This window comes from Chitinophaga sp. Cy-1792 (assembly GCF_011752935.1).
Taxonomy (GTDB): Bacteria; Bacteroidota; Bacteroidia; order Chitinophagales; family Chitinophagaceae; genus Chitinophaga.
The window spans coordinates 1,489,187-1,516,164 of sequence record NZ_VWWO01000002.1; the positions used below are offsets into that span (position 1 = coordinate 1,489,187).

Sequence of the window (26,978 nt, forward strand, 5' to 3'; positions counted from 1 at the left end):
ACGCAGGGTCTGCGTTTTTTATTTATGGATGTTTCAGTACAGGGAATGATTCGATGGCGGCATCACCGCCGTAATTTTTTTCTTCCGGTTCCATATTTTCTTTGGTCCATAGTTTCCAGATGCCTACCCGGTTATTTTTGAACCGCACGCCCTGTTCTTTCAGGCGGTTGCCGGCAAACCAGGTAGTGATGCCATAGCCTTCATTTTTATAAAAGAGCCCTTCGAAGGCTGGATTACCATTTTCACAGCGTTCGCGGCGGAACTCAAAATCTCTGTCTATACTATAAAAAATTTCATAGCGCAGTATATCGTGATCGAATCCCCTGGTAGAGAGCAGGTGTTTATCATGATACTGTTCCACTACCTTGTGGGTACTATCTTCATTGTAGGAGTAGGCGATACTGTCTGGCGCCATACCGGCCTGTTCCAGTATAGTACTTTTGGTATGCTCATACCAGTGCCGGTGGGCTACGGCTGTTTGTTGGCGCTCGCAGGCAGCAAATATCGGAAGCGATAGAATAAGAATTGGTAACCTTGGTTTCATCAATGGTTTTTTAATGGGCCTTACACAAATTATATTCTTTTTGGATAAACGGTTATTAATCTCCACTATAATTACCTAGTTTTCTGAAATCTTTAACAAGTATACGTTCCCGTTATGAAGTCAATCGTCCATATCTGCTGTGGCCTGCTGTGCCCGTTAGTGTTGAAAGCCCAACAGCAGCAGGCGCCGGCTTATCCGCTGGTTACCCATCATCCGTACTTTAGTGTATGGTCATTTAATGATACTCTTACCGCAGGTCCTACCCATCACTGGAGCGGTATGTCGCAGCCGCTTACTGGCAGCGTTACCGTCGATGGTGTCCCATACAGGGTATTAGGGAGGATGCCAGATTATTACCAGGACTTACTATCTGCCGAAGGCGAAGTAAGATATACTACCAGCACGCCTGGTGGCGACTGGGCAAGTACCGCGTTCAGCGATGCAGGATGGGACAAAGGCGTTATGCCTTTCAGTGATCATCCTGGTGGTAAGGAAACATCATGGAATAGTCCGGACCTCTACGTACGCCGTACTTTCGACCTGGCGCAGTTGCCCGATGGTCCTTTGTTCCTGAAGCTGCATCACGATGATAATATCACGGTGGTGTTGAATGGCAAAGAGATTTTTAGTAAGAATGGCTGGAATGGTCGTTTTGATTATTTTCCGGTTAATATCGATAAAGGGCTGCTGAAACGCAAGGGGAACCTGTTGGCAATACATGTCCGCAATACCGCTGGTGGAGCATATCTCGCTGCAGGACTTTCTTCCAAACAAAAAAATGTGCAGGCAGATACGCGGGTTGCGGATCAGCGTGCGGTGCGTATCAGCGCTACACAGACCGCCTATGATTTCCGTGCCGGCGGGGTAGATGTACAATTGAAATTCAGGTCGCCGTTGCTGATGGATAGTTTGCCGCTAATGTCGCGCCCTGTCACCTATGTCACCTACGAGGTGAAGGCAAATGATGGGAAGTCGCACCAGGTAAGTGTTTCCTTTGCCGCCTCCAAAGATTTATGCCTGGAAGATAAAGCTGCAACGGTAACGACTACACGTTATACCACCGGTGGATTAGCCGTATTAAAAGCCGGGACTGTTGCCCAGCCGGTATTGCAGAAGAAGGGGGATGATATACGTATAGACTGGGGATATATGTATGTAGCGGCGAAAACCGCGCCCGGACTGAAATACGAAGTAGCGGCCTTGTCGGGCAACGGCAAGGAGAAGGTGCCGGCAGCGCCCAATACCATGTTGCAATTTACAGCAGCGCTGGGAGCAGTAGGAGCGGCGCCGGTTTCGCAGGTATTTTTAATAGGGTATGATGATATAAAAGCCGTAGATTATTTTGGTCAGCAGCTACAGGCCTGGTGGCGTAGGAACGGTGTGGTGACCATTGACCAGGAACTGGTGGCCGCTGCCAATGATTACAGCAGGATCATGCAACTATGTGACAACTTCGATGCGCAGCTGCATACCGATGCCGTGAAGGCAGGAGGCGAGGAGTATGCAAAGCTTTGTGAGCTGGCATACAGGCAGAGTATTGCAGCGCATACGCTGGTACGTGGGCCGCAGGGAGAGCCATTGTTTTTGTCTAAGGAGAATTTCAGCAATGGCTGTATCAATACGGTGGACCTGACTTATCCATCGTCGCCGTTGTATTTGTTGTATAACCCTGAGCTGATGAAGGGGATGTGTAATGGTATCTTCTATTATTCGGAGAGCGGAAAGTTTGCGAAGCCTTTTGCAGCGCATGACCTGGGTACTTTCCCGATAGCGGGCGGGCAGGTATATGATGAAGATATGCCGGTAGAAGAAACCGGGAATATGCTGATCGTGACGGCAGCAATAGCAAAAGTTTCCGGTAATGCAGACTATGCTAAGCAGCATTGGAAAACATTGACCACCTGGGCGGATTACCTGCTGGGGGCTGGTTTCGATCCTGCCAATCAGTTATGTACCGACGACTTTGCCGGTCATCTGGCGCGAAATGCGAACCTATCCCTGAAGGCTATCGTGGGTATTAAATCCTATGCTATGCTGGCGGAAATGCTGGGAGATACGGCAACGGCTACACGCTATGCCGACAGCGCTGCCGTGATGGCAGCGAAGTGGGTGTTACTATCAGCCGACGGTGATCATGCGGTGCTGGCATTCGGTCAGCCCGGCACCTGGAGTCAGAAGTACAACCTGGTATGGGACCGTGTGCTGGGTTTCAATATTTTCCCGGAGAGCGTATATCGTCAGGAAACGGCCTGGTACCTGGGACATCAGCAGCGTTATGGTTTGCCGCTGGACAGCAGGCGTACCTATACGAAATCTGACTGGATCCTCTGGACCGCAGTGCTGACAGGTAACCGCGATGAATTTGAATCACTGATAAAGCCTGTTTACCGCTATGCAACGGAAACGCCTACACGCGTTCCTCTTGGCGACTGGCATGAAACCACAGATGGAAAGCAGGTAGGATTTCAGGCGCGCAGTGTGGTGGGAGGGTATTATATGAAGATGCTGGATGCGAAGCTCAACGGGAGATAGGCGTATTTTGGGCTCTGAAACCCTTTATTGCAGGGTGTTACCAGACATACAATTATTCCTTCTGAGATAAAACCTTAAAAATGAATGAAATAAATTTGGTAAGAATTAAATAATTTCTATCTTTGCACTCCCGTTACAAACGAGGGGTGATTGATTCCGTAGCTCAGTTGGTAGAGCAATACACTTTTAATGTATGGGCCCTGGGTTCGAGTCCCAGCGGGATCACAGAAGGCGACTTAAGGTCGCCTTTTTTCATTTAAATCCATCTGCTAAAGTAGCACTACTGATATTTCTCCAACAAATTTGTACTAAGTCGCACAAACTAATCGGGTACCTGTTCGGGTACCTCCTTTCGTGATTTATCCTTGTGCCCGAATGCTTTTTGTGTGAAATTGATGAAATTCAATATGTTTTTTAAATCTTCTTTTCAAGGAAAAAAAACTGAAAACTGTGAAATATTAATTTATAACTTAGGATTATGATTGAAGCGGTAGAGGAAAATTAAGTGATAATACCCCTGTAGCAATTAGACTGTTTAACCTTACCCCTATCCTTAATATTTACTGTCGATAGTCATAATAACTGATCTTATACTTTATGCAATTCTGTTTCGGATTATGAACCGCGTCTATATGCGTATTTTTTAGATTGTTAATTCTCTATAACTATTTACTTATTCCCTTTTGAAACAGTTATTCTTCTTTCTTGTAATCCTATTGACAGCAATGATTTGTTACGGGCAATCTATTGCTATGCCTGAACGCAGAAAATCGATCGTGGTTTCAGTTGGGTCACTGTTGGCTGTAAGGCTTTTATTCCGGTAAAGGTTTACCAGTATGGAAAGCCCTCCAATATTTTTGTTAAGCCTGTTGTTTTCCATAATAAGAAGCCACAGGAAGCTACACTGTTGATACCACCATTAATCGCAGTTGGCATTGCCAGAGATTAAATTCGAAGAATTTAAATAGATTCTAAGCTCTTTGTAAGATATAAAATGGAGTAATACACAGAATGCACCAAATCGAAGTGATGTTCATGTCCAAGCAAACCGTAAATATAATTATAGTGTTGAAAAGAAGCGCTCAGGATAACAAATAAATTAAATATCATTTGTATGCAGATTTATGTTCACGACTTCTATTGGGATTACATCGAAATTGAAAATTCCGCTGACGAAAACGATTTTTTTTATGAACTAAATATTTATTATAATTTTTCTGAAGAGGATCCTGGGGATAGTTTGGAAGATCTTGAATACTTTCATATTCTGGTTGGAAATCCCATAGGAATAGCAAAATATTTATCAGCCCGGCTGAAAGAAATTTCTAAAGAATCTAATTTCTTTTTTGGCCCATTATTAATAATGAAAAATGACGATAAAGAAGAAATGAAGAATAAGGTAAAAACAGCACTTCAATCTATAAGAGGAGGTTCAGAAAAGGAGTTAATCCTCAAGGCAATGAGATCGTTTGATTGGGAATGGGCGTCAAATCCGGAAGTGTTTAATAAGTTAATTAACTCATAAAAGAATTATATTTTTCTTCTAATTCCATTGAAACAAATGCGACGTATGAAAAGTTTGGTGATAACAGATGTGAAGTTGCAATATCTAATGTTCTTCAGTCTTCCCCAACCAATTATTCTTGTGATGATTAATAATTCACAAATACCTGTATTTGGAAGTGATTCTACTGATAATGTTAATTATTCCCCTGAAGAAAAGTTACAAGATTTAAAAATAGAAGAAGTGTCTAAGGTGACTGAAGGGGTGTGGTTATGGATGAGATAGAAGAAAGAATTGGTTCATTTTAATGGGGGGCCGTATGATGCCTCCCATCGAATTACCAATGTTGAAACGAGTAGGGATTGTGCTCTTCAGGGGTTATCAAATAAGTATAAGCCAGCTCAGATATCTAGCTTCAAAAGTTTAAGCTACAAACCCAAGTATGAAAAGCTATGGCGGGAATATATTATTAAGTCGCAAGTCGCAGTTGCAGCAAAGTCCACATCTGCTACAGTGGTTTCTGGTACTATCAATTATAAAGCTGCTGACCCGCTAAAAGTTGACAAATAGGGGCAAGATTAAATGAAATTAGGAATATGAATGCTATAGTTAAATATCTTCTAAGTTTTTTCTACAAAGAAAATAGTAATGAGATATACTGGGAAAAAGTAAAATTTGTAATAATAACTGTTGCAATTTTCCTTGTCTTCGTCTTTTTTAATTTGAATAGACTTTCCAGATTAAAGAAAGATCGAAATGGATATGCTCACTATACAATAGGCTACACCACAGGAAGGTACAAAAACATTAGAAGTCCAAACCCTGGTGTGAGTTATGTATACTATGTTAATGGATTAAAATATTCTCGTTATCAATCTTACCCTATGGATATGGATATTGTAACCGAGGATGGAAAATATTTCGTATTGTTTTCAGAAAAAGACCCCTCCAATGCTGAAATATTACTGAGATTTAAAGTGCCCATCAACACAGGTAAGCCTCCTGCAGCAGGCTGGTCTGCGCTTCCCAACAGTACAGAATAGAGGTGCTCAAAAATCCGCATTATACACCATATTCTTTTTCAGAATTGTTCGTAGAAAATCCTGAAAATTATTTTTTTGTAATAGAAGACTGACCTCGAAGGGAAATTAAAGCCATGGAAAAATAGTAAATTAATTATTTCCTTCTTTACTTTTGACCTGCCTCTTATTGCTGCTTTCAATCGTTTTGCGCTGCGACGTAATTGTTATATTTTGGGAGGATAAAAATTAATAAAATGACGCTACTGGAATTAGTGATCTATTTCAGAAACGGCGGAACCTATCAGGAATTTTGCCAAAATCTTTCATTGGATAAGGAATCAGAGGTTATAGAGATTTATGTGGAGGCACCCTATGGGTTTCATAATAAACTTGGATTCTTTTCTATAGAAGAAACTAAAGGGAGCCTTAATTATAATTCGAACGGAAGTGATTACATGAATCTTTTTGATTTCTTATATTTTCTTGATACGATTATGGAATCTATTGAATCAAATTCTAAATTAACAGATGAGGATTTAGCTTACAGGCTCTTTGAATATGCAATCAAGGATGCATAGACCTTTTAATGGGATGATTCCGCCGTGTTTTGGCATAAAATACAACTTTGGAGTGAGCGTACTTCCAGTTATAAGTTCTTTCCAATCCGATACAAAGTAAGCTAATCCATAAGGATACAAAAAAGGATACAGTACATTTTTAATACCCTGAAAGCGACGGTTTATAAGCCTTGATATAGTCCCAACAGGATCACTGGAAACCTGTATCTACAGAGTAGAGACAGGTTTTTGCATTTACGCTATTACTTCCTCCATAATGTTTGCGTTTAGGCGCAAAATTTACTTTTCTTTGTAAAGAACCAAGTTTACTTTAATAAGTGAATAGTTTAGTTGCTTGCAAGAGTGCCTGGGTCAAAGGAAGAGTTGATGATGGTTCATTATATTTTTCTTGTTATAGAATTATTTTGTTACCCTTGAAAAAGGATCTATTTTCATTCAAGCCGAAATAAAATAGCCTATCAGTGGTTTGATCCTTTATATAGATGCTATGAAATTAGTTGTAGTATTTCTGGTCCACGTTTTTTTGAATGCATTAATAACCACACCTTATCTCTGCGTTACTATGCATAAACTATATGCCCGTAATAATATAGTAGCATGATCCCCGGTAGATTCAATCCATGCGCTGCCACTTACGAGAATAATAATTTTATGAAAAATGAATAAATGTAAGATTGGGTTATTAATTGGGGCAATTTTGATAGGTATTCTGTCTGTAAATGCCTGTGCACAAGGTGGTGGAGGTTATACAATTTCCGGAAGAATAAAGGGAATAGGAAATACAAAGGTATTTTTGACAAATAAGCCTTATACGTTTACTAGTGCCTTTAAAGTGATAATCTACGATTCCTGTTTTAGCAAGGACGACTATTTTGTCTTCTCCGGCAAACTTGACGATCTGAAATTTTTGTCTATTGAGGTGCCGTCTGTCAGTAAGTCCAGGTTTTCGTTTATAGGCGAAAATAAAGATATTAAAATTGAAAGCCAGAAAGATGCTATTCACGCAGGAAAAATTGTCGGGTCACCCCAAACAACCTATTATAATTACTACCTGGATAGTATTTATCGACCCACAAAGAGAAATGATAACCGAATTATTGACAGCCTTGCCGCACTAAAGGATTCCGCAAAGTCGATGGAGCTGGTAAATGCGTATGAGCGTATGATCAATCGAAGAAATGAAGCAATTCTCTATCAACTAATTTCGGAGCATCCTGATAGCTATGGTCTGTTATCTGAATTCAATGAAATTTCGACTTTCATACCGAAGGACACTGCCCAGAAGTACTACTCAGTTTTTTCAAAAAAACTCAGGCAAACTGAATTAGGCAAACGGCTAAATTATGAATTATTCGCCTATGATAATTTAATCAAGATAGGAAAAAAAATACCGGATTTCTCCTTGCCGGATACTGTCCAGCGATTACAGGGCTTATCCGCGTTTAAGGGAAAATATGTTTTACTTGATTTTTGGGCGAGTTGGTGCGGCCCCTGCCTGGAGGAACTGCCACACTTAAAAAATATTTACAATCAGTATCAGACCAAAGGATTCGAAATTGTGGGTATATCACTTGATACGCAAAAAAAGTCCTGGATAGAATCGATAAAAAGAAATGATATACTATGGACCAATCTATCTGATCTTAAAGGGAGAGCCGGCAAAGTGGCGCAGCTGTTAAAAATAGATGCGATACCAATGAAATTTCTTGTAGGGCCTGATAGTAAGTTATTGTTGATTAATCCCACCCTGGCAGACATTGAAGGTTTTTTGTCTACGCTGCCATAAGGTTTCGGCATTTGTTGAGGTCCCAACCGTATCGCTAAGTTGAACTTTTTTATGTCTCTGCATTAGATCATTGATTATAACCATTTCAATACTGACAAATCTAACAACCTGTCTCTACTGAGACAGGTTGTTAGATTCGGGTTTCCCGTACTTTTTATGTCCTGCTCCATTAAAGTTATTCACCTGAATAGAAAATTAAACTTCATTGGTTTTACAAATAATTTCAATAGCAGCAATTTTTTGTCACTATTCGAATTAATAACGATTTTTAAATCTGACTATTTCCACTTCCACAGACTCCCATTCCTGGTAGTTAATTCCTCTAATATGCCACGCAATACCAAATCATGCAGTATTTCGAAAGTTTCACTTTTGTGTATGCCTGCGAGTTCACTGAATTCTTTGGATGTAAGCGATGGGTATTTAGAGAAAAGTGCTGCTGTATTTTTGTCGTAAGCGCTTTTAGCGGCATTGGGATGCAATTTTAGCACTGCTGCTTCGTATTGCGCATAAGGCCGCACGCCATAAACAAATTCTTTCTCCCCGTTGGCTTCAAAAAACAGGGAAGGAAAACCCCGGACGCCATATTCCCTGGCTAATTTCAAATCTTCCTCAAAGGATAATTTTGCGGATCCTTCATAATCAGATTTAAACTGGCCTATTTCCAGCTGTGCATATTGCGCGGCGGCAGCAATGTGTTCCCACCTGGTGATATTTTTTTTCTCCAGGAAAACCATTTCCCTGATTACCCTCAAAAACAAAATTGCCTTCTCATTATCCTGCAGCTGAGCTGCCTTAAACGCAATAGATGGGGGATAGGAAGAGGCTAGTGGGTCTTCCAGCCATACATCTCCAACAATAGGCATATCATAGTATGCACTTACTTCATCCCAATGGTGTGCTACATCCGATGGTTTACTGATCCCCCCGCTGTTATAGCTCCAGTCAGGGAGTAGTCCTCCCATGCGATAATCAATAGAAATGATATTGCCGTACTCCAGTTTTAATTTTCTAAGCTGCGGTTCAATTCCCCAGCAACTGGAGCAGATCGGGTCGGTGAAGTAAACGACCTTGAGCGGTTTTGTTCCCGGTATTGCAGCAGTACCCGCTAATTCTTTATTGTCAAATGCCGGTAACTCACAGGTGCCGGTAACAGGGTCGCACAGTAGCGGATTAGGTTTTATGGTATTGTCTGACATTTTTTATTCATTTGCCGTCAAAGTTATTACCACATTAGTTTATTATTGCTATAGGTTACCCGGAGGAAACTACTTATCCAATTGGTAACCATTAGGAGTTTACCTATTTTTAAGGCCTAATAGTGTGAGGGAAAATAATTATGACGAAGAAAAATCAGACGGTAAATAATACCCGTATTTGTAAAATCAGGATTACGGCCATTAAAGACACGATGGAGATTCTTTCCGGCAAATGGAAATTTCATATCCTGGGAACCCTGCTGGAAGGAGGTAAGATGCACTTTATGGAATTACTCCGTGAAGTAGATGGTATAGCAGCGAAGATGTTGTCCAAAGAATTACAGGATATGGAAATGAACCGCCTGGTCAGCCGCACGGTACTACATACCAAACCCGTTACAGTAGCTTATGAAGTGACGGAATACGGTAGAACCCTACAGCCTATCATCGATGAAATCGCAAAATGGGGAACGGCATATAGAAGCGCCCTTTATGAAAAGCCCGTGTCATTATCCAAAGAACAGTAGACATAACAGTCAAAAGATATTAAATCCGCTTGAATCACAGTTTTTACGCGGCTTTCTTGTTTTTACCATTAAAAAATAAATTATACAAAACGAATCTAAAAGGATACTACGCCAGCTCTCTTTGATGCACCATTACCATGTTCCGTTCATCATCGTATAATAGGATTGAAATACCATCGAAGCCGTTGCGCTGAAGGTAAGGGATATCTACCTCTCTGCCATCCAATAACCTGATAAGTCCATTATTTTGTAAGAATCCTTCGGCTTCATCTTCATAATCGATATTGTTGAAGGTACATACCACTACCTCAAATATCTCGTTACCTGCTGCATCTTTATATACTTTATCTGCATTGCGTGGAGGCATTTTATGAAGGTCCCATTCATTGTTAAACAGGTTGTCATAGCCATGTTTGCTACCATCAAAAAGTAGTATTGTTTCCCCGGTGACCGCATCTTCTGCATAAATTAGCTCGGGGGCCTCCGTTGTATTTGCAATAAGGCCGTTGAAGTTGTTGCCATAATTGCGGCGGTGCGCTTCCAGGTGGGCTTCTTTTTGCTTCACTTCCCAGGTGAACAGTTCGCCGTAGAATTTTATCCTGAACTTTCTGCCACCTGTGGAAGATTGTAATTGCCCACGCCATTCTACGTCATGGATTTTTTCGAAATAAGCCGGATTAGCTTCTGTCGCATACGGGGCATAAAGATCGGGTGCTGGTCGATTGTTAAACTTCATACGGAATGGTTTTGTAGGTCCTTAACAACTTTGCGAAACCACCGAAATGATCCTGGTTATAATGGGACAGGACGGTGTAATTCAGTTTGCTAATACCCATTTTCTTCATGTATTTTTTGATCTTATCCGCCTGGGCATTCCCAATTCCGGCATCAATCAGCACCGCTTTTTGTACAGTGCCACTCAAATTCACATTGTTGTCGATCGCCAGCTTTAGCCAATAAAGTCCGTTAGCAGGCACCTGAATATAGGGATTTTTTTGTAATGCTTGTTTTAACAGATAATCAACCCCGCATCACCTGTACCAACAGCTAGCTGGTTAATAACGGACTATGATTTTGTCGCCACATCAGGCAGAGATATTAACCCACAGGTATGCATCTCCCTAAATGTTATATAAAAAATGCAAATGCATGATTTTCTACAGGGTTTTACTGAAATTTGTACCAAATAGCACCTGATATATGGATGAAAACAGGTCAGTGAATCTGGAATGCGTTTACAATGTGCTTCACCTCATTGAGCAGCATTATGACCAGGATATTTCCATAAAGCAACTGGAAGCGGTTTCTCACTATTCCTACAGAAATATTCAGCGCATCTTCAAATACACCTGCAACGAAACGATAGGTGCTTATCAGAAGCGTATCAGGTTGGAGAATGCCTATAAGTTAATGCTATACACGAAAGATAGCATTACTGATATTGCGTTTAAGGTTGGTTTTGAAAGCCTGGCTTCCTTTTCAAAGGCATTTAAAGAATGCTTCCACTGCTCCCCAAAAGAAGCGAAACTGAGTAAAACGCTTTTATTCAGTGATGCCGGCATCCAGCCCGTTGAGTCTGAAAGCTCCCTGCAACCTGAGATTATTTATTTCCCACCTGTGAAGGTCTGTTATGAAAGCGCTTTTTTGCCATATGAGTATACAATGATTGAACAATTATGGGAGCGATTCCTGGAAAATGAATTTCCTGTTTCCACTGCATACTATGGAATCATAGCAGATGAACCATTAATCACATCAGAACTGAAGTGCAGGTATGATGCCTGCGCCACTGAACAGCCGCCTAACAGGATACTTCCTTCAAAAATGATACTAGGTGGCCGTTACGCGCAGTTTATTCATAAAGGATCCTATGAGACAATAGAAGAAACGTACAAGAATATTTATGCAGGCTGGATATTGGAGTCAGACCTGGAATTTGGCCATACGTCCATCATTGAACATTACATCAGGCATCCAGACAATACCGAGGCTATTGAGGATCAGCTGACAGGCATACTTTTACCACTTAGGTAAGATTGTCAATTTCGGACAACAATGCGGCTGCTCATTGCAATAGCTTTGCTGTATTCTAAAATACATCTTACATACTTAATTATGCGTAAAATGGAAAGCCTACTGCTTCTGCTACCGTCCATGTTATTTTCATGTACCAAAGAGGTTAGTACCCAGCAGCCTGTTGACACTACTATCGTATATACTATGCCGGAAGAATCCAGTCCGCATGAAGGTACATGGCTTCAATGGCCTCACCAATATCAATACGGTAAAACCTACCGGAATCGTTTGGATCCTACCTGGGTAGCCATGACAAAAGCGCTGGTACAAAGCGAAAAGGTTCATCTCATCGCCTATGACAAGACGGAACAGGAGCGTATAAGTGCTTTACTGGAAGAGGCTGGCGTGCCTTTGAATAATGTAGATTTTCGGATTTTTCCGACTGATGATGTGTGGATCAGGGATAACGGTCCCATCTTTGTAAAAGATAATAATGGCCAGATCCTGATTGAAGATTGGGGTTTTAATGGCTGGGGAAGAAAAGCGGATTACAGGAATTGTGATGCTATTCCCGGGAAAATCGCTGCAGATATCCACATAAAATCAATCGACCTCAATACCACAATGATTAACGAAGGTGGTAGTGTAGAAATTGATGGACAGGGAGTGCTGATGGCATGCAAAAGTTCTGTTCTGAATGCAAACAGGAATCCGGGTATGACCCAACAACAGGCAGAAGATATCTTCAGTAAATACCTGGGCATCACCAGGTTTATCTGGCTGGAAGGTAAGGCAGGATTGGATATTACAGATATGCATATCGATGGTTTTGCACGATTTGCAAATGCTTCCACGATTATCACCATGAATGCGAATGACCTGGATTATTGGCAGGTGCCAACAGCGGATATAAGCAAATTATACGCCGCTACCAATAAGGCGTCTGTTCCTTATAAAATCGTGCAGGTACCGCTTACCCAAAATGAAGTGATGACTACCTATGGCAAGAACCTGGGAAAAGCCTCCTATATTAATTATTATATCGCCAACAGGGTAGTATTGGTACCGAATTATAATGATCCCAATGATGCAGTTGCCATGGGAATTATTCAGCAACTCTATCCGGACAAAAAAGTGGTAGGAATTGATTGTCGCAATCTGTTTGCCAACGGAGGTATGATCCATTGTGTCACCCAGCAACAACCATTGCAAATAAGTTCGACTAAATAGTGTTACATAGACATGCAAGCGGTGCAACCACTGCAGATCTGAGCAAATGCCGGAGGTTATCAACCGGCCATTTGATCTTCATACCGGGCCCTGTTATAGTTTGCCTTATTTTACAATTTCACTTACCAGGATAACAGGCGTCACATTGGTATAGTTTGCAAAATCTGCAAGAATCGCGTCCCTGTTTGGAGCGATGGCTGCCTGGTATTCACTTAAACTTTTTACATAAAAAGTGCCGATAGCCATATAAGGTAAAGGTTGGTTAGGAACGCCACTCGAAAGCCCTTTCTCAATAGTATATTTAACAAGATTTGAGCCTAGATAGCCTGCTACCGTAGGCATGTGCTTAGTCTCATAGTATTCCATATTGAAGGTTTTGCCTTCTGCATATGGGTACATGACGGATATCTTAATTAAGCCCTTTTCAGCCATAGTATTGTGTTTTTCGAATTTTCCGGAACGCTTTTCCTGGCTAAATGCAACAAAAGAAGTGGTTAACAGCAAAAATGATAGGGTAAGTCTAAGTACCATGATTAGTTAGATTTGAGCTAAAAAGTACTTAATTTATTTTGAATATTAACGGGAATCAAATCCGAAAGGGTCTGATTCCCGTTTTCAAAATAAATTCTATGTCTACGGCTATACGTAATTTTCCAACTTTTTCAATATAACAAATGCCAGATATTTAACCACTTTCTGTAAATTTGATTTTAGAGATTGCAAGACCATATCTTAATCGTTAACTTTTTATTATTAACCCGTAGCAGAATTTTATGAGTATTAATGAGTATTTGAACCGCATTAACAGTGAATCCCAGGCAATATTTAAGGAGTCAGTAAAGGAAGAGGAGTTGTTTGAAAAGGCCCATCGTATGTCTTCCTGTGTTTTTACATTCGCACAGATATTGACAAATACCAGCGAAAACAAGATGCTGACTACTGTCAGTGAACTATTGGAAGCAGCATCAATGAACATGTCCTTAGGGTTTTACCGGCAAGCATTTTCGACACTGAAACATGCGCTGGAGTTAGGACTCGGCGCTATTTACTATTCCGTTTATAAAATGGAGGAGTATGACTGGCAACAGGAAATAACAACTGTTGACTGGCATAAAATAATGGATAAGGACACCGGTATTCTTTCTTCACGGTTCGCTAAAGCCTTTTATCCTGAGATGGAAGAAGCCGTAAAGCACTACCATGAATCCGTAGCTGTTTTATACAGAAAGCTGTCTGAAGGTGGTTTGGGTAATTCGGAAAGATGGGACTGGGGTTTTGATGGTATTACCCTGAGATATAATCCTGCACAGTTGAAAAAGTATTTCGCGCTTTCTGCTGAAGTAGCTGAAGCAATTTTATTGCTGATGTTTTGCCGCTATGCCAGAAATCTTTCTATTGAGCAGCTGGACTTAGTACCGGGAGAAGTAGATCAGATCCCTGCTATTCGGAGAGTGCTCACCGGAGAAGAATAAAAAGCAGGTATCTGCATATCTGTAAAAAAATTTATTATTTTCTGCCAGCCTTGTCACATTACTTCCTCCACCGGTGTCTCTATGTATATAACAAAACCCAAGGAGGAATTTATTATGACACATCGTATTCCGAAAGCCACCCTTCCTGCTGAGCTCAGGGAGCATATGATCAGGCAGTTTGGCCGCATTCCGGAACCAGTGGAAGTGGTATGGCACAACCCTAAAGTAGGTGCCGCTAGTCTGGAAATGGGAGGCCGGGTAATGGAATGGGATGCCTGTGACGAGCATCTCAAGTCATTTGCACATATGGCAGTGGCGGCCATGATAGGCTGCAGCTGGTGCCTGGATATCGGGTATTTTCAGGCTATCAACAAAGGCCTGGACCTGCACAAAGCCAGCCAGGTGCCATGTTGGAGGGAGTCAACCGTATTTACACCACTGGAACGCGCCGTGATGGAGTATGCGGAGGCAATGACGAGCACTCCGGTCGCAGTGACCGATGAATTGTCGGCAAGACTGCTGGCACAGTTAGGTCCGGCAGCATTGGTGGAGCTGACAGCCCTCATTGGATTTGCTAATTTATCTACGAGGGTAAATACCGCCCATGGTATCAGCTCCCAGGGCTATTCAGATGCCTGCGAAATTCCTTTGACTAAACGTACCGGCAAATCCGGTGTAGTATTGAAATGATAAACCAGGACCCTTTTATTACCCACCGGAACCTGTTGTTCACCGTCGCCTATGAGATGCTTGGCTCGGCGACAGATGCCGAAGATGTACTCCAGGAAACATGGCTCCGGTGGGATAAGGTCGATCAATCCCAGGTGCTTGAGCCGCGTGCATACCTTATACGTATGGTCACGCGGCAGGCGCTTAACTGGATGCGGACGTTGTCGCGCCGCCGGGAAGACTATGTAGGAGAGTGGCTGCCAGAGCCACTCCTGATTAACCCTGAGGTGGCAGATAAACTGGAGTTGTCTGAGAATGTTTCCATCGCCATGCTGATTGTGCTGGAGAGCCTGGGACCTGTAGAACGCGCTGTATTCGTATTGCGCGAGGTTTTTAATATATCCTACGACGAGATTTCCCATATCATTGATAAGCCTGCCGTTACCATCCGGCAGATCGCGAAAAGGGCGCGGGAACATGTGGCCACCAGGCGACAGCGTGAACCGGTAAGCAGAACGGAGCAACAGCGTGTGGTAGAGCGCTTCCTGGCCGCATTACGTACCGGCCAGCTGCAGCAACTACTGGAAGTATTGGCACCGGATGTTACACTGGTGGCCGATGGTGGCGGGATTGTACCTGCAGCTAAAGCGCCGGTTCATGGAAATACGGTGATAGCCAATCTGCTCCTGCGGGCCAACCGGGAGATGACCGCAGCCACCTTATGGCTTAATGGTGAACCGGGAGCCAGTATTGAGGCCAATGGTGGCTTTGCCGTAGCCAGCTTTGTGGTGGAAAACGGGAAAATTACCCATATCTATGCGATAGCAAATCCTGAAAAGCTCACCAGACTAGATAAATTAGCAGAACTGGCCAGGTAGCATTACCAATTTTTATGATAGCCCGATTTTTTAATTATTTTTACGTTTCAACTAAAATCGGGTTGCTATTTTGTCGCGGAAACCTACTAATAATGAGTGCCAACTATTGCAGGGATTGACTTCAGGGGATACAGTACACTATTCTTATGTATTCAGGGAGTATTACAGTGCGCTTTGCCATTACGCCGAATCTATCATCGGCGAGCCCGGTCATGCGGAGGATATTGTACAGGATGTCTTCGAGAAATTGTGGGAGAAGCCCAATACCTTCGAAGATCTCCGGCATCTGAAGGATTACCTTTACAAAGCTACCCGTAATGCTACCCTTAATTTTCTTAAAGGAGCGCAGCACCGTGGCGAACGCCAGGCGAAATTTCTCTCAGAGCAGGAAACGTCCGGAACAGCAGAAGATATGGAAATCATCCGCACAGAGGTTTTCAGGGTCATTTACCGGGAAATAAGCAATCTGCCCGAGCAATGCGGCAAGATCGTCCGCATGAGTTATATAGAAGGACTCAAAAACGAAGAAATTGCGGCCACGCTTTCGATTTCCCTTCAGACAGTAAAAAATCAGAAAACCAGGGGCATGAAGCTATTGAGAATGCGTTTGTCGCCGGCTGTCATCACTTTATTCCTGTTATTTTCCCACCAATCATAATTTTTTTTCTTTTCCTTTAGTACGATCGGGATACCATGTTGTAATAATATAAACAGTTAGGACATGGTGTCTTCTTCAAACGATCCTTTTTTCATTGCAGCATTGATTTCCCGCTCCCAACAGGGCCTGCTGACGGCCACGGAGCAGGAGCAGCTGGATGAATGGATCGCGGCCAGTGATGAAAACCGGCAGTTATGGATGGAATTGAACGATGCTGATGTACAACAGCAACAGGTACGGGCGATGGCGCGCTTTGATGAAGAGGCCGCCCTGGCGCGTTTTCTTGCTGATAAACCTACGCGGTCGAATATACGAAGGATGATACACCATAGCTGGAAATGGGCTGCAGCCGTGCTGCTGCTGGTGTTTGGCATCTCTACCTATTTCTTTCTGACTCATCCCGGACAAAATACCAGGTGGTTCAGCCAAAAATCGACCCAGCAGGATATCCTGCCAGGTAAAAATGGCGCTATCCTCACCCTGGCAGACGGTACGCAACTGGTGCTGGACAGTCTGGGTGAAGGCAGGATCGCCACCCAAAACGGTACGCAGGTTTCCCTGGCCAACAATGAACTGAAATACGATGCCACTTCTGCCACAGATGAAACGGCCTATAATACAGTAACCACTCCTAATGGCCGTCAGTACCATGTTATTCTTCCGGATGGAACGGAAGTCTGGCTGAATGCCGGTTCATCCATACAATATCCTGTCGCTTTCAAGGGACGGGAACGCAGGGTGAAAATTAAAGGAGAGATTTATTTTGAAGTAGCCAGTAAAAGCTGGCAACCCTTTGTAGTGGAAGCTGACCAGCTAAAACTCGAAGTACTGGGGACTTCATTTAATATCAACTCATATGATAACGAAAATACTGTCCGCACTACATTACTTACCGGCGCTGTAAAAGTAACGCCATTGCCCGGCACTATGAATGCCCCTAAGGCCCAGGTACTCGTGCCTGGTCAGACAGGGGTTTTGAGCAAACCGGATGGAGCCGCAGGAGCAGCACTCACTATAACGGAAACGCCTGATGCAAGTAATATTATAGCCTGGAAAAATGGCCTCTTTAATTTTGATGGTCAGGATTTATACAGTGTCATGCGCCAGCTGGAACGCTGGTACAATATCGATGTACAATATATTGGAAAACCAGAGAATGTAATCTTTAAAGGAAAAATGCACCGCAATACCAACTTGTCTGATGTGTTAAAAGTCCTGGAAACAATGGACGTTAATTTCGAATTGAAAGGGAATACTTTATATGTAAAATAGCGCGTCTTAGAAATAGTTGCTTAAATGAAAACCGGAAGTGCTCGCGACACTTCCGGCGGATGTTCAAGCAATGTAATAACTACAATCAGGTTAAGGACTGTTTATTTTTTCACTTAAACATGCCGTCCCAGCTGACCGGGACGGCCTATGCAAAGCTATGCTAAATATTTTTTATTGCATACGGGTTCCCTATATATGGAAACGTGGCTCAACCAAATCGCTGTTAGTCATGAAGCTAACATTCTTCCTCCTTACCGCCGCTCTGTTACAGGTTTCTGCCAGAGGCTTTTCTCAGAACATCAATTTTAACGGCAAAAACGTTGCTTTGGAAAAAGTTTTTGCTGCCGTAGAATCACAAACCGACTATGTTTTTCTTTACAAAGCATCCGCCTTATCTGTGGCGAAACCTGTCACCATCAGCGCCCGGGGAATAGACCTGGGCGCCTTTCTCACCAAAGTTTTTGAGCATCAGTCGCTGACCTACAAAATCGTCGATAAAAATATCCTGGTGTCTCAGAAAGACGCCCGCCCTGTATCCGTTGACCAGCCAGCTGATACAGCGAAAACAAAACAGGAGCAGATAAATGTTTTTGTCTTTTCTTCTGGTTTCACGCCACTGGGCAGTGCTACCATCAGCAATCTGTCTGACAAGCGTAACTATCTCACGGCAGGCAGTGGCTCCGTGAAGTTTCCGGCAAAGGTGGGCGACCAGGTACGTATCAGCTACATCGGTTACGTAGACCATTTTTTTACCATCACAGACCAGATGATGAGTGCTAAATCCTATAGTACGGAGATGATACTCTCCCAAAATAAACTGGATGAAGTACAGATCACTGTGCTGGGTACTACCAACAAAAGAACCGGTACAGCCAATATCTCCACGGTGAAAGCCAGCGATATTGAAAGGCAGCCGGTCGTGAATGTGCTCGACGCACTCGCCGGCCGCGTACCGGGCCTGCGCATCGGACAGGTAACCAACACCGCATCCAACAGGAAAGTAGAACTCCGCGGTAGGAACGTATTGAACCAGGATATGTTCTCCGACCCACTGTATGTAGTGGATGGGCTGCCGATTGCTACGTTGTCTGTAAATCCGGCTGGAAATATGCCTGTTAATGGTGGTTATTCCATTTCTGAAAATCCATTGTATATGATTAATCCACTGGATATTGAAAGCGTAGATGTGCTGAAAGATGCGGATGCCACTGCGTTATACGGTTCCAGGGGAGCAAACGGTGTAATCCTTATTACGACCAAGAAAGGCAAACCCGGTCCAACCCGGTTTAATGTCAGCTACTCCAAAGTGTTTTCAGGCGTGCAACGCTATATGAACCTGATGAACACAGAACAATACCTGGCCATGAGAAAGGAGGCTTTGATGAATGATGTTGCACTGCCTGCGCCCGACAGAACTCCTGATCTCTCTGTCTGGGACCAGAAAAGCTACACCGACTGGCAACGAACCTTCTTTAAGAATGCACAGTCTGATGATGTGCAGCTGTCTGTAGAAGGTGGATTGCTGCAGAATACCTACCGTGTGAGCGTAGGGTATACCTCCACCACGGAAATGTACAACAGTGGCAGGGGTAATGACCGCCTGACATTAGGAGTTTCATTCAACCACCGCAGTCCTAATGGTAAGCTGATGGTAGATCTTTCTACCAATAACAGCTATTCCAATAATGAATCTGCTGCCACGATTGACTATTTTTCCCTTCCTCCCAATGCACCCTGGATTTATGACAGCACCGGCCAATATAATTTTATTCCTTACAGGATACAGAATACCAGCAATTATCCATTCCAGGGTATAAATAACTGGGGAGAGAATCAGACCTTGAAAAGCCAGATGAATGTGGGTTTTACCTATGAAATCATCAAAGATCTGACAGCTGGTGTCCGTGTGAGCGGTGAATTTTTCAGCAATAAATCCGGGTACTATTTACCTGTTGCCGGCAAAGACCCGATTACCAATCCTATCAGCTTCGCCATGTATGGTATAGGTTTAGGTAAAAGCTTGCTGATAAGGCCCAATATCAACTATGTTAAACTGTTTGGCGGCGCTAAATTAAATGCTTCCCTGGCGGCCGACTATAGCTACGCAGACCAGGATGCAACCTCTATCATGGGGCTGATGTTTTCTAATGATAATCTCATTAAAAGCTATGCAAATGCGCAGGTATTACAGTCATCGAATAACTACGCCCAGCTGAAAGTGGCTTCACTGCTGGCGACCATAGGCTTCGACTGGGAAAATAAATATATCATCAGCCTTAACGGCAGAAGAGACGGCTCTTCGCGTTTTGGTAGTGGTGCGAGATTTGGCAACTTCGGATCAGCAGGGGTATCGTGGATTCTGTCTAATGAAGAATGGTTTAAGAACGCCGGCCTGAAATGGCTGTCATTTGCCAAGCTCAGATCTACCTATGGCGTCATGGGGAATGCAAACATAGGAGATTATCAGTACCTCTCCCGTTGGTCAAACACTTACAATGGTGTGTATACCAAGCTGCCTGACTATGACGATCAGACAATTTACACCCTCGTACAACCGGTCAACCAGCAATATAGCTGGTCGAGCTCCAGCAAGTTTGAAGTAGGCGCCCGTCTTGGATTCTTTAACAACAGGTTGAATGTTGAGGGTAACTTCTACAACAACCTGGATGGGAAGCAGCTAACAAGTATTACCACACCTGAATTTACCGGATTTTCAGCTGTAATGGGCAACTGGCCTGCAGTTATCCGCAACAGGGGAGTAGAACTGATGCTGGATGGAACTATCATTAACACAGATACCTGGGGCGTAACTGCACGTTTCCATATCAGCAGGAATACCAACACGCTGGTCGCTTTTCCGGGACTGGAAAATTCTCCCTACAAGGATATGTATAAAATCGGGGCTTCTGTAACAGCAAGGGCATATTCTCACTATATAGGCATCAACCCTATGACAGGAGTACCTGAATTTGAAGATTACAATGGCGATGGTATCAGACAACAAGGAGGTGGCGGTGTTAATTATCCAGATACCAAAGTGGACGACCATTACAAAATTATTGACCTGAATCCTAAGTATTACGGAGGAATGGGCTTTAGGGTAGATTTTAAACGCGTATTGTCGCTGGATGCACAATTTAGCTACGAAAATTCACTGGTAGCAGACCAGCTGAGTGACATGGGTTATGGAACCAGAAGTAACCGGGTGTTGTACGATGAAATTGTAAACAGCCACTGGCAGCAGCCAGGAGATAAAGTGCTGTATCCTAAATACACCACCACGAACAGTAATAGCTTGTCAGGTTCTGATGGCTACTATGTGAAAGGATCTTATCTCAGCCTGGATAATCTGAGTCTGTCGTACCTGCTGCCGGCTGCATGGGTAAAGCGGGTAGGTATGAAGCAGGGAAGTGTATCCCTGAATTCTTCCAAGATTTTTAAACTCTCGCAATACAGGGTATCTGATGTTGAATTAGGTCTGACGCCGCAGATCAGAAGGATTGCCGCTAACCTGAGATTAAGTTTCTAAAATCAATCGTATGAAAAGAACTGCTTTCAATATAATAGGATCCGGTATTTTATTGTCAGGCCTCTTGCTGGCTGGTTGCAATAAAATGCTGGATATAAAAGATCCGATAAATTCCATTACTACCAACCAGGTATTCCAGAGTGATGAACAGGCATCTATCGCGTTAAACGGGCTGTATTCCTATCTGATTAACGGGGGTGTAAACGAATCCAATTCTGAGGATATGCTGGGCGCTGATCTGTATAGTGCCGGCGGAATTACGGTGGCAGCCGCGCATTCTGCTGATGAATTGTATCATCCTGCACTGGGTGGAGATTACCTGTATTATGTGGAAACAACCAACAAAATTACATTACAGAACCTGGGCTATTCTACAAAAATATGGCGGTCGGCATTTAAGGGTGTCTTCAATGCCAATGCCCTGATACAGGGTACAAGAGCTGCTACCTCCAAGCAATATACGCCGGAATACCGTAAAAGAGTGCTGGGCGAAGCACTGGCAGTACGGGCTATGAGTTTTTTCTACCTGGTAAACATCTTCGAAAAAATTCCACTGGCATTATCTATTGATCATAATGATACGCAGGGCCTCCCTTCCGCTACACCGGCTGCTGTTTACCAGCAGATCATCAACGACCTCGAAGAGGCGTCCGGTTATCTTTCAGAAAATTATGAAGGTAATAATGTGGAGCGTATCCGGATTAATAAATGGTATGTAGAAGCAATGCTGGCCAGGGTGTATCTGTATACCAAAGATTATGAAAAGGCCTGGCAACATGCGAATGCAGTGATCGGCCGTACAGACCTGTTTCAACTGGAACCGCTGAATAATGTGTTCACCATCGCCAGTAAGGAAGTTATTTTCCAGTTAAAGCAGAACAATACAATGATAACGAGAGGTAATGCCACTCCGGAAGAATTTGTCCTGTCGAACAGATATCTCACGCCCATGTTGCTGAATGCCTTTGAAACAGGCGATAACAGGAAAACAGCATGGACCCTGCCTGTGGATGGTGGGCTGCCGGGCTCCTTCGCGGCAAAGTATAAAATTAACAGGAGCAACTTTGCTTTTAATGGATACAGGTCTGAATACTATGTGGTGATGCGGCTTGCAGAGATGTACCTGGTACGTGCAGAAGCAAATATGCTACGGAATGCCGCCAATAAAAACGCGACTATTGATGACCTGAATACTATCAGACGACGTGCCGGATTGAATGATCTGCCGTATACCTTAACAGACCAGCAGACAATTGATGCCATTGCGCAGGAAAGACGCATAGAGCTTTTTGCTGAATGGGGGCACCGCTGGATGGACCTGAAAAGAACGAACAAGGCTACAGATATTCTTGGTGCGATATCTTATAAACAGCCATGGAGCGCACATGAACTGCTTTATCCTATTCCTCCGGAGGAAATACGCTATGCCAACAATCTCTCCCAGAATGAAGGTTATTAGGTAAACATGATCACTATTAAACTGAGTAAGATGTTTAAATCCAGCTATAATAAAATTTTGAAGACAACTGTTTTCGCCGGAATGATGCTGATATTAGCAACTTCCTGTAAGAAAGAACAACGGCCGGAAATCTATCCCGCATCTTTGACGATTGTCAATGGGATCAATGATACGCTGTCGGTTTTATCTGCCTACTTTGGCAAAACGCAACCCGCCTTATACGGGAAACTGGCTTTTATCAATAACTGCAGCTCTTTCGATTATGCAACTGATAAAATGGACCAGCCGGTTACGCTATATAGAAATTACGATACACTCAATGCACCTTTTGTGAAAACCAGCCTCCAACTGGAGGCTGGCGGCATCTTTACACACTTTGTTTATGGTAGTCCCGGCAAGGTGAAACAGAAAACGGTAAAAGAGCAATTGCCACATCATAGTGTAAACGATAGTGTGGCTTATCTGCGGGTTATCAATCTTTTTGAAAACAGATCAGTAGATGTTGTTCAGCTGGAGCCTGTAGCGGAAACCATGGTCTCCGATCTCGCTTATGAGGCACTGTCGGATTTTAAAAAGGTTCCTGTGAATGTATCTGTAAAGAAATTCCGTTTTGAGGTAAGAGATCACGCAACAGGCACGGTGCTGGCCACTATGACAGAAACCAACAGCCCTCCGGGATCTACTGTGCAGAATACCATGTGGCTGTTCAGACCGCGGACAATGATCGTAACAGGAACCTGGACGGCTGAAGGCAATTTTGTCGCCAAGGCAAAAAGTATCGGTCATTTCTAAACCCAATTTTTAATTCTAAGCAACTTTATATGCAACCTATATTAAAGGTGGAAAACCTATCGCATAAGTATGCCAGTACATGGGCCATACGCGAGATAAATTTTGAGATCAATGATACCGGTGTGGTAGGACTGCTGGGCTCTAACGGTGCCGGCAAATCCACTACCATGAATATTATCTGTGGCACCTTGCTGCAAACGGATGGCAATGTATCTATCAATGGATTAAACTTCAAGGACGATCCTGTCGAATATAAAAAGCAGATTGGCTTTTTGCCGCAGCAGGCACCGCTGTACCTCGACTTCACTGTTCAGGAGTACCTGGAGTATGCCGCGCAGCTCAGGCTGATGGACAGACGTTTGATCAAAGGGGCTGTGGATGAGGTGCTGGAGAAAACTACCATTACACAGATGAGATCACGCCTGATTAAAAACCTCTCTGGTGGCTATCGTCAGCGGGTAGGCATCGCGCAATCTATCATTAATAAGCCCAAAATGGTGATCCTCGATGAACCTACCAATGGCCTGGACCCTAACCAGATCATCGAAGCCCGGAAGCTGATCCGTGAAATAGCACAGGACCGCGCGGTATTGTTGTCGTCGCATGTGTTATCGGAAATTAACCTGCTCGCAAAGGAAATCATCATGATCGAAGCCGGTCAGGTAGTATTCTCCGACAGCCTGGATGCTTTCAATAATATCCTGCAACCCAATACCATGGTGGCCAGAATGTTGCATATGCCTGCACCCGAAGAATTGCTGGCGCTGGAAGATGTACAGAAAGTAGAGATGCTGCCCGATAACCGTTGCAGGATCTATTTTCTTCCCAACGAAGACCTGGCGGAAAGAATAGTGAAAAAAAGTACAGAGAAAAACTGGCGCCTCACGGCTATTCACACAGAGTCTTCCGGTATGGACGATGTGTTTAAACAATTATCATCAAATTCTTCTTCAATCCTACACTAATGAGAGCAGTTTTTAATATAGCGCGGGCGGAATTACGGTATTTTTTCTTTTCTCCGATTGCATGGTTTGTATTGATATTATTCCTGATGTCCAGCGCGGGCATCATTATGGGAAACCTGACGGATATGGCAGTACAGCAGGATGCCTTCCTGGAACTGCAGGGAAATGCTTTCCCGGGATTTCTCAATTTGCCGCTGACAAAAATAGTGATCGGGAAGGGGATCGACACGGTAATGATGATCTTCTTTCTGTTCATTCCACTGCTGACAATGGGCGTGATCAACAGGGAATATGCCGGTGGTACCATTAAACTGTTGCATTCATCACCTTTGAAAACACGTCAGATCATCCTGGGCAAGTTCCTGGGCGTATACAGCTTCGTATGCATTATGATCCTGATATTCATGGTAGAATTAACCATCCTGACTTTTTCCATTAAGGATGTAGAGTTGCTGCATATACTTTCTATGTTACTGGGTTTCTTCCTGCTGGCGGCTATGTACGTGGCAATAGGTATGTATATCTCCAGTTTAACAACTTATCCGATTGTGGCTGGCATTGGTACTTTTGTAGTATTGGTAGGGCTCTCGGCATTGGGCCTGGTATTCCAGGGTACAGACTATTTAAGGGATATAACTTATTTCCTTTCCAGTTCCGGAAGAGCAGAAAATTTGTTAGCTGGTCTGATTACCACCAAAGACCTCCTCTACTTCGTCAGTATTATTGCCCTGTTTATCATTTTCACCATCATTAAGACCAAATCTGTTACAGAGTCGAAGTCGTGGCGTGTATCAGCTGGCAGGTACCTGTCGGTATTCGTGATAACGGTAGTGATCCTCGTCGTTTCTTCCCGTCATGGACTGATTGGCTATTGGGATGTAACCAGAGGTAAAACCAATACACTGCATGAAAATACACAGGGTGTATTGAAAAAACTGGATGGGTCGCCGGTTAAAGTAACGCTTTATACCAACCTGTTAGGTTATAACCTGAAAGATGGGTTGCCAAATGCGCGTAACAGCTATTTGTGGAACTTCTGGGCGAAGTACCGCCGCTTCTACAATAATATGGAGTTTGAATATGTGTATTACTATGATGTTAACAAGGGAGATAGTTCTATATATCAAATGTTCCCTGGTAAGTCGCTGGTAGAAATAGCAGAGAAGTACGCAGAAATGAACAAAACAGATCTCTCTTTATACAAAACACCGGCGGAAATAAAGCAAATCGTGGATTTGGATGAAGAGGCCAAAGGTTTGCTCATGCAGGTGGAGTATAAAGGGAAAAAGGAGTGGCTGAGAACCTACCAGGACCCGGAGATTTTTCCAAGTGAAAAGAATGTTTCCGGTACACTGTTGCGTTTAATGCATGATACTACTCCTATTTTTAAATTTTTGTCGGGCCACTTTGAGCGTTCGCCACTGAAGTCTGGTGAGCGGGAATATGGCAATCATACTGTCAATAAATCAAACCGGAAAGCACTGATCAACCTGGGCCTGAATTTCGATACTATTACAGCCGTAGGTGCCGGCGCATTCCGTTCTGAAGACGTGCTGGTCATCTCTGATCCTAAATCTATACTGGATAAAACTATCATTGACAGCGTAAAACAGTATATCGACCGCGGTGGAAATGCTATGTTCTATACAGAACCCGGCAAACAATTTATCATGAACGCTATCCTGAACCATGTAGGCGTGAATGCAGAGGAAGGTACTATCGTGAGACCTAACCCGCATGACTTGCCAACTAAATTTGGTGGATTGATTTCCAGGAAAGGGATAGATATGGCAGATGAGGAGAAATTTTTCTATTTCAAAAATGGTATTGTAAATGCCTGCTATACCGCTATTACCGGGGCAAGTGCCCTGACGTATTCAGATACCAGCGGATTTAAGGTAGAACAGATTACCACCATAAAAAATGAACCGGGTACCTGGGTGGAAAAAGGCCTGCTGGTGGTCGATTCCGCAGCACCGGTATTCAATGCAGCGGAAGGTGACTACAGAACAGAAGCACCTTATGCGGTGGGACTGGAGCTCACCCGGAAAATCGGTAACAAAATGCAGAAGATTATCATTTCCAGCGATGCAGATATGATGTCTGTTATCAGAGGGGATGGTCAGGATTATGGCAATGCATTCTACAGCTATGCTGTAGATAATGAATATCCTGTTTATCACAATTTCGCGCTGCCGAAGGATATATGGCTGACCATCAGAAAAGCCCCGGCGAAAACAATGAAGATGACCTTGCAATATATAGTGCCTGCCTTTATCCTTGCCGCAGGTATCGTGATATTGATAAGAAGAAAACGCAAATAGCGGGAGACTTAATTGTTTTATA

Annotated in this window: 24 protein-coding genes and 1 tRNA gene; 20 read left to right on the top strand and 5 right to left on the bottom strand. The window is 43.3% G+C overall.

Annotation, left to right across the window (positions count from 1 at the left end):
- Nucleotides 1-22: 22 nt before the first annotated feature.
- Nucleotides 23-544 carry a hypothetical protein gene (locus F3J22_RS20300; protein WP_167019764.1) on the bottom strand — a complete coding sequence of 174 codons (522 nt, stop codon included), beginning with the start codon at nt 542-544 and terminating at the stop codon, nt 23-25.
- A gap of 114 nt (nt 545-658) precedes the next feature.
- On the opposite strand from F3J22_RS20300, the gene F3J22_RS20305 reads away from it, so the two are divergent.
- The 7 genes from F3J22_RS20305 to F3J22_RS20335 all read left to right on the top strand — a co-directional run bounded on the left by F3J22_RS20305 (nt 659) and on the right by F3J22_RS20335 (nt 7,966).
- The gene (locus F3J22_RS20305) at nt 659-3,076 is read left to right on the top strand and encodes a glutaminase family protein (RefSeq protein ID WP_167019765.1); all 2,418 of its coding nucleotides are present in this window, start codon (nt 659-661) and stop codon (nt 3,074-3,076) included.
- Between the two features lie 152 nt (nt 3,077-3,228).
- Nucleotides 3,229-3,301, top strand: a tRNA-Lys gene (locus F3J22_RS20310).
- 889 nt (nt 3,302-4,190) lie between these two features.
- On the top strand, nt 4,191-4,601 hold the full coding sequence (locus tag F3J22_RS20315) for a hypothetical protein (protein WP_167019766.1): 411 nt from the start codon (nt 4,191-4,193) through the stop codon (nt 4,599-4,601).
- A gap of 45 nt (nt 4,602-4,646) precedes the next feature.
- Entirely contained in the window at nt 4,647-4,865 is a 219-nt protein-coding gene (locus F3J22_RS20320) for a hypothetical protein (protein WP_167019767.1), read from the top strand.
- A 311-nt stretch (nt 4,866-5,176) separates the two neighbouring features.
- On the top strand, nt 5,177-5,623 hold the full coding sequence (locus F3J22_RS20325; protein WP_167019768.1) for a hypothetical protein: 447 nt from the start codon (nt 5,177-5,179) through the stop codon (nt 5,621-5,623).
- Nucleotides 5,624-5,856: 233 nt separating this feature from the next.
- Complete coding sequence (locus tag F3J22_RS20330; RefSeq protein WP_167018491.1) at nt 5,857-6,180, top strand: hypothetical protein; 324 nt, start codon at nt 5,857-5,859, stop codon at nt 6,178-6,180.
- Nucleotides 6,181-6,838: 658 nt separating this feature from the next.
- A complete protein-coding gene (locus F3J22_RS20335; protein WP_167019769.1) occupies nt 6,839-7,966 on the top strand; it encodes a TlpA disulfide reductase family protein in 1,128 nt (375 codons plus the stop codon).
- A gap of 278 nt (nt 7,967-8,244) precedes the next feature.
- On the opposite strand, the gene F3J22_RS20340 is transcribed toward F3J22_RS20335, so the two are convergent.
- A complete protein-coding gene (locus tag F3J22_RS20340) occupies nt 8,245-9,165 on the bottom strand; it encodes a ClpXP adapter SpxH family protein (RefSeq protein ID WP_167019770.1) in 921 nt (306 codons plus the stop codon).
- Between the two features lie 140 nt (nt 9,166-9,305).
- On the opposite strand from F3J22_RS20340, the gene F3J22_RS20345 reads away from it, so the two are divergent.
- The gene (locus F3J22_RS20345; RefSeq protein ID WP_167019771.1) at nt 9,306-9,692 is read left to right on the top strand and encodes a helix-turn-helix domain-containing protein; all 387 of its coding nucleotides are present in this window, start codon (nt 9,306-9,308) and stop codon (nt 9,690-9,692) included.
- Nucleotides 9,693-9,798: 106 nt separating this feature from the next.
- On the opposite strand, the gene F3J22_RS20350 is transcribed toward F3J22_RS20345, so the two are convergent.
- Entirely contained in the window at nt 9,799-10,428 is a 630-nt protein-coding gene (locus F3J22_RS20350; protein WP_167019772.1) for a hypothetical protein, read from the bottom strand.
- Nucleotides 10,418-10,669, bottom strand: a complete 252-nt coding sequence (locus tag F3J22_RS20355; RefSeq protein ID WP_167019773.1) for an MBL fold metallo-hydrolase — start codon at nt 10,667-10,669, stop codon at nt 10,418-10,420. Before F3J22_RS20355 ends, F3J22_RS20350 begins: the two co-directional genes overlap by 11 nt.
- Nucleotides 10,670-10,892: 223 nt before the next feature.
- On the opposite strand from F3J22_RS20355, the gene F3J22_RS20360 reads away from it, so the two are divergent.
- Together F3J22_RS20360 and F3J22_RS20365 are read left to right on the top strand one after the other, a co-directional pair.
- The gene (locus F3J22_RS20360) at nt 10,893-11,726 is read left to right on the top strand and encodes a GyrI-like domain-containing protein (protein ID WP_167019774.1); all 834 of its coding nucleotides are present in this window, start codon (nt 10,893-10,895) and stop codon (nt 11,724-11,726) included.
- A gap of 90 nt (nt 11,727-11,816) precedes the next feature.
- Nucleotides 11,817-12,938: an agmatine/peptidylarginine deiminase gene (locus F3J22_RS20365; protein ID WP_205195463.1), complete on the top strand. Its 1,122-nt coding sequence runs from the start codon at nt 11,817-11,819 to the stop codon at nt 12,936-12,938.
- 105 nt (nt 12,939-13,043) lie between these two features.
- On the opposite strand, the gene F3J22_RS20370 is transcribed toward F3J22_RS20365, so the two are convergent.
- Nucleotides 13,044-13,469: an EthD family reductase gene (locus F3J22_RS20370; RefSeq protein WP_167019776.1), complete on the bottom strand. Its 426-nt coding sequence runs from the start codon at nt 13,467-13,469 to the stop codon at nt 13,044-13,046.
- Nucleotides 13,470-13,711: 242 nt separating this feature from the next.
- On the opposite strand from F3J22_RS20370, the gene F3J22_RS20375 reads away from it, so the two are divergent.
- From F3J22_RS20375 to F3J22_RS20420, 10 genes are all read left to right on the top strand, one after another.
- Nucleotides 13,712-14,410, top strand: a complete 699-nt coding sequence (locus tag F3J22_RS20375) for a hypothetical protein (RefSeq protein ID WP_167019777.1) — start codon at nt 13,712-13,714, stop codon at nt 14,408-14,410.
- Between the two features lie 114 nt (nt 14,411-14,524).
- Complete coding sequence (locus tag F3J22_RS20380; RefSeq protein ID WP_167019778.1) at nt 14,525-15,100, top strand: carboxymuconolactone decarboxylase family protein; 576 nt, start codon at nt 14,525-14,527, stop codon at nt 15,098-15,100.
- A complete protein-coding gene (locus tag F3J22_RS20385) occupies nt 15,097-15,957 on the top strand; it encodes an RNA polymerase sigma-70 factor (RefSeq protein WP_205195465.1) in 861 nt (286 codons plus the stop codon). Before F3J22_RS20380 ends, F3J22_RS20385 begins: the two co-directional genes overlap by 4 nt.
- A 70-nt stretch (nt 15,958-16,027) precedes the next feature.
- A complete protein-coding gene (locus F3J22_RS20390; protein WP_167019779.1) occupies nt 16,028-16,615 on the top strand; it encodes an RNA polymerase sigma-70 factor in 588 nt (195 codons plus the stop codon).
- Nucleotides 16,616-16,678: 63 nt separating this feature from the next.
- Nucleotides 16,679-17,887: a FecR family protein gene (locus F3J22_RS20395; RefSeq protein WP_167019780.1), complete on the top strand. Its 1,209-nt coding sequence runs from the start codon at nt 16,679-16,681 to the stop codon at nt 17,885-17,887.
- A gap of 229 nt (nt 17,888-18,116) precedes the next feature.
- Entirely contained in the window at nt 18,117-21,416 is a 3,300-nt protein-coding gene (locus F3J22_RS20400; RefSeq protein ID WP_167019781.1) for a SusC/RagA family TonB-linked outer membrane protein, read from the top strand.
- Between the two features lie 10 nt (nt 21,417-21,426).
- Nucleotides 21,427-22,875, top strand: a complete 1,449-nt coding sequence (locus F3J22_RS20405; RefSeq protein WP_167019782.1) for a RagB/SusD family nutrient uptake outer membrane protein — start codon at nt 21,427-21,429, stop codon at nt 22,873-22,875.
- A gap of 6 nt (nt 22,876-22,881) precedes the next feature.
- On the top strand, nt 22,882-23,667 hold the full coding sequence (locus F3J22_RS20410) for a hypothetical protein (protein WP_167019783.1): 786 nt from the start codon (nt 22,882-22,884) through the stop codon (nt 23,665-23,667).
- Nucleotides 23,668-23,696: 29 nt separating this feature from the next.
- Nucleotides 23,697-24,632 carry an ABC transporter ATP-binding protein gene (locus F3J22_RS20415; protein ID WP_167019784.1) on the top strand — a complete coding sequence of 312 codons (936 nt, stop codon included), beginning with the start codon at nt 23,697-23,699 and terminating at the stop codon, nt 24,630-24,632.
- Nucleotides 24,632-26,956, top strand: a complete 2,325-nt coding sequence (locus F3J22_RS20420) for a Gldg family protein (RefSeq protein ID WP_167019785.1) — start codon at nt 24,632-24,634, stop codon at nt 26,954-26,956. Before F3J22_RS20415 ends, F3J22_RS20420 begins: the two co-directional genes overlap by 1 nt.
- Nucleotides 26,957-26,978: the final 22 nt, after the last annotated feature.

Bases quoted from the DNA above. Each gene is read 5' to 3' on its own strand.
- F3J22_RS20300 (WP_167019764.1), bottom strand. From the start codon at position 544: ATGAAACCAAGGTTACCAATTCTTATTCTATCGCTTCCGATATTTGCT.
- F3J22_RS20305 (WP_167019765.1), top strand. From the start codon at position 659: ATGAAGTCAATCGTCCATATCTGCTGTGGCCTGCTGTGCCCGTTAGTG.
- F3J22_RS20315 (WP_167019766.1), top strand. From the start codon at position 4,191: ATGCAGATTTATGTTCACGACTTCTATTGGGATTACATCGAAATTGAA.
- F3J22_RS20320 (WP_167019767.1), top strand. From the start codon at position 4,647: ATGAAAAGTTTGGTGATAACAGATGTGAAGTTGCAATATCTAATGTTC.
- F3J22_RS20325 (WP_167019768.1), top strand. From the start codon at position 5,177: ATGAATGCTATAGTTAAATATCTTCTAAGTTTTTTCTACAAAGAAAAT.
- F3J22_RS20330 (WP_167018491.1), top strand. From the start codon at position 5,857: ATGACGCTACTGGAATTAGTGATCTATTTCAGAAACGGCGGAACCTAT.
- F3J22_RS20335 (WP_167019769.1), top strand. From the start codon at position 6,839: ATGAATAAATGTAAGATTGGGTTATTAATTGGGGCAATTTTGATAGGT.
- F3J22_RS20340 (WP_167019770.1), bottom strand. From the start codon at position 9,165: ATGTCAGACAATACCATAAAACCTAATCCGCTACTGTGCGACCCTGTT.
- F3J22_RS20345 (WP_167019771.1), top strand. From the start codon at position 9,306: ATGACGAAGAAAAATCAGACGGTAAATAATACCCGTATTTGTAAAATC.
- F3J22_RS20350 (WP_167019772.1), bottom strand. From the start codon at position 10,428: ATGAAGTTTAACAATCGACCAGCACCCGATCTTTATGCCCCGTATGCG.
- F3J22_RS20360 (WP_167019774.1), top strand. From the start codon at position 10,893: ATGGATGAAAACAGGTCAGTGAATCTGGAATGCGTTTACAATGTGCTT.
- F3J22_RS20365 (WP_205195463.1), top strand. From the start codon at position 11,817: ATGGAAAGCCTACTGCTTCTGCTACCGTCCATGTTATTTTCATGTACC.
- F3J22_RS20370 (WP_167019776.1), bottom strand. From the start codon at position 13,469: ATGGTACTTAGACTTACCCTATCATTTTTGCTGTTAACCACTTCTTTT.
- F3J22_RS20375 (WP_167019777.1), top strand. From the start codon at position 13,712: ATGAGTATTAATGAGTATTTGAACCGCATTAACAGTGAATCCCAGGCA.
- F3J22_RS20380 (WP_167019778.1), top strand. From the start codon at position 14,525: ATGACACATCGTATTCCGAAAGCCACCCTTCCTGCTGAGCTCAGGGAG.
- F3J22_RS20385 (WP_205195465.1), top strand. From the start codon at position 15,097: ATGATAAACCAGGACCCTTTTATTACCCACCGGAACCTGTTGTTCACC.
- F3J22_RS20395 (WP_167019780.1), top strand. From the start codon at position 16,679: ATGGTGTCTTCTTCAAACGATCCTTTTTTCATTGCAGCATTGATTTCC.
- F3J22_RS20400 (WP_167019781.1), top strand. From the start codon at position 18,117: ATGAAGCTAACATTCTTCCTCCTTACCGCCGCTCTGTTACAGGTTTCT.
- F3J22_RS20405 (WP_167019782.1), top strand. From the start codon at position 21,427: ATGAAAAGAACTGCTTTCAATATAATAGGATCCGGTATTTTATTGTCA.
- F3J22_RS20410 (WP_167019783.1), top strand. From the start codon at position 22,882: ATGATCACTATTAAACTGAGTAAGATGTTTAAATCCAGCTATAATAAA.
- F3J22_RS20415 (WP_167019784.1), top strand. From the start codon at position 23,697: ATGCAACCTATATTAAAGGTGGAAAACCTATCGCATAAGTATGCCAGT.
- F3J22_RS20420 (WP_167019785.1), top strand. From the start codon at position 24,632: ATGAGAGCAGTTTTTAATATAGCGCGGGCGGAATTACGGTATTTTTTC.